Raw genomic sequence first — 1,186 nt, 5'->3', positions numbered from 1 at the left:
CGGTTTCAAGTGGCGGTTGCAACGAGGTACTTGTTGAGTGCTTCTGCTGGATTCTGCCAGTTCAGGGTTTGGCGCGGTCGTCCGTTGAGTTCACGGGCGACCGCGTCGAGGTCGTCTTGGGTGTAGGTGCGGAAGTCAGTGCTCGACCGGGGGAAGTACTGGCGTAGCAGGCCGTTGGTGTTCTCGTTGCTGCCGCGCTGCCAGGGCGAGTGGGGATCGCAGAAGTAGACCTGGCAGTCGGTGGCCAGGGTGAACGTGGGATGTTGAATCATCTCGATGCCCTGGTCCCAGGTCAGGGTCTTACGCAACTCGGCGGGCAGTCGACGCATCAAACCGATGAGAGTGTCGATGACCTGCTCGCTGACCCGCGAGTCGGGCAACGCGCCGAGCATGACGTAGCGGGTGGCGCGCTCGACCAGGGTGATGATCGCGCTGGCGCCGCGGGCGCCGATGACCAGGTCGCCTTCCCAGTGCCCGGGCACGGCCCGGTCGGTGGCCTCAGCGGGGCGGGTGGAGATGTGGAAGTCACGGACCCAAGGTCTGCTGCCACGGCCGGCAGCGGCCTGCCGTGACTGCGGCCGGCGCATGGCCCGCCCCGACCGCAGGGCGACCTGCCGGACCAACTCCTGCCGCATCCCACCCCGGGCCTGGTAGTAGATCGCCTGGTAGACCGTCTCGTGCGACACCCACATCTCCGGTTGCTCGGGAAACTCCCGCCGCAAGGACGCGGCAATCTGCTGCGGCGAGTGCCGCTGCGACAGACGATCCTTCACCGTCTGCCACAACGGCGGCCACGGCCGACCCCATCCCGGCCGCAGCTTCCCCGACCGGGGACGCCGAGCCCGCAGATCCGCCTTGGCCTGCGCGTTGCGGTGACAGTACTTCCACCGATACGCCCCACCCCAGCCCTTCGGATACCCCACCCCCGCCACGTAGCCCGGGTTCGGACCATGCGGATGCCGCGCCCCAGACCGCACCCGACCACCGGTGTAGCAGTGGTTACGCGACACCTCCCGCCATACCGTCGACCGGTCCCGCCCGATCACCGCCGCGATCTGCGGAAACGACAACCCCTGCCCGAACAACACCTCAATCTGCGCCCGCTCCCCGGACGACAACCGTCTCCCTGGCATGAATCCTCATCCTCCTGAGAATCCACCCCGTTGCAACAACCACTTGAACCCAA

General features: G+C 67.0%; 1 protein-coding gene. It reads right to left on the bottom strand.

Annotated elements, in window-relative coordinates; all coding sequences use genetic code 11:
* Window positions 1-5: 5 nt before the first annotated feature.
* Entirely contained in the window at window positions 6-1,133 is a 1,128-nt protein-coding gene (locus tag LPU43_RS00030; protein ID WP_444543561.1) for an IS30 family transposase, read from the bottom strand.
* Window positions 1,134-1,186: the final 53 nt, after the last annotated feature.

Origin of the sequence: Micromonospora okii, assembly GCF_020884795.1 — a bacterium.
Taxonomy (GTDB): domain Bacteria; phylum Actinomycetota; class Actinomycetes; order Mycobacteriales; family Micromonosporaceae; genus Micromonospora; species Micromonospora okii.
Note: the sequence above shows the minus strand (reverse complement) of the source record. Positions and strands in the feature narration are given on the sequence as shown.

Coding starts and splice junctions, on each gene's coding strand:
- LPU43_RS00030 (WP_444543561.1), bottom strand. CDS start 1,133: ATGCCAGGGAGACGGTTGTCGTCCGGGGAGCGGGCGCAGATTGAGGTG.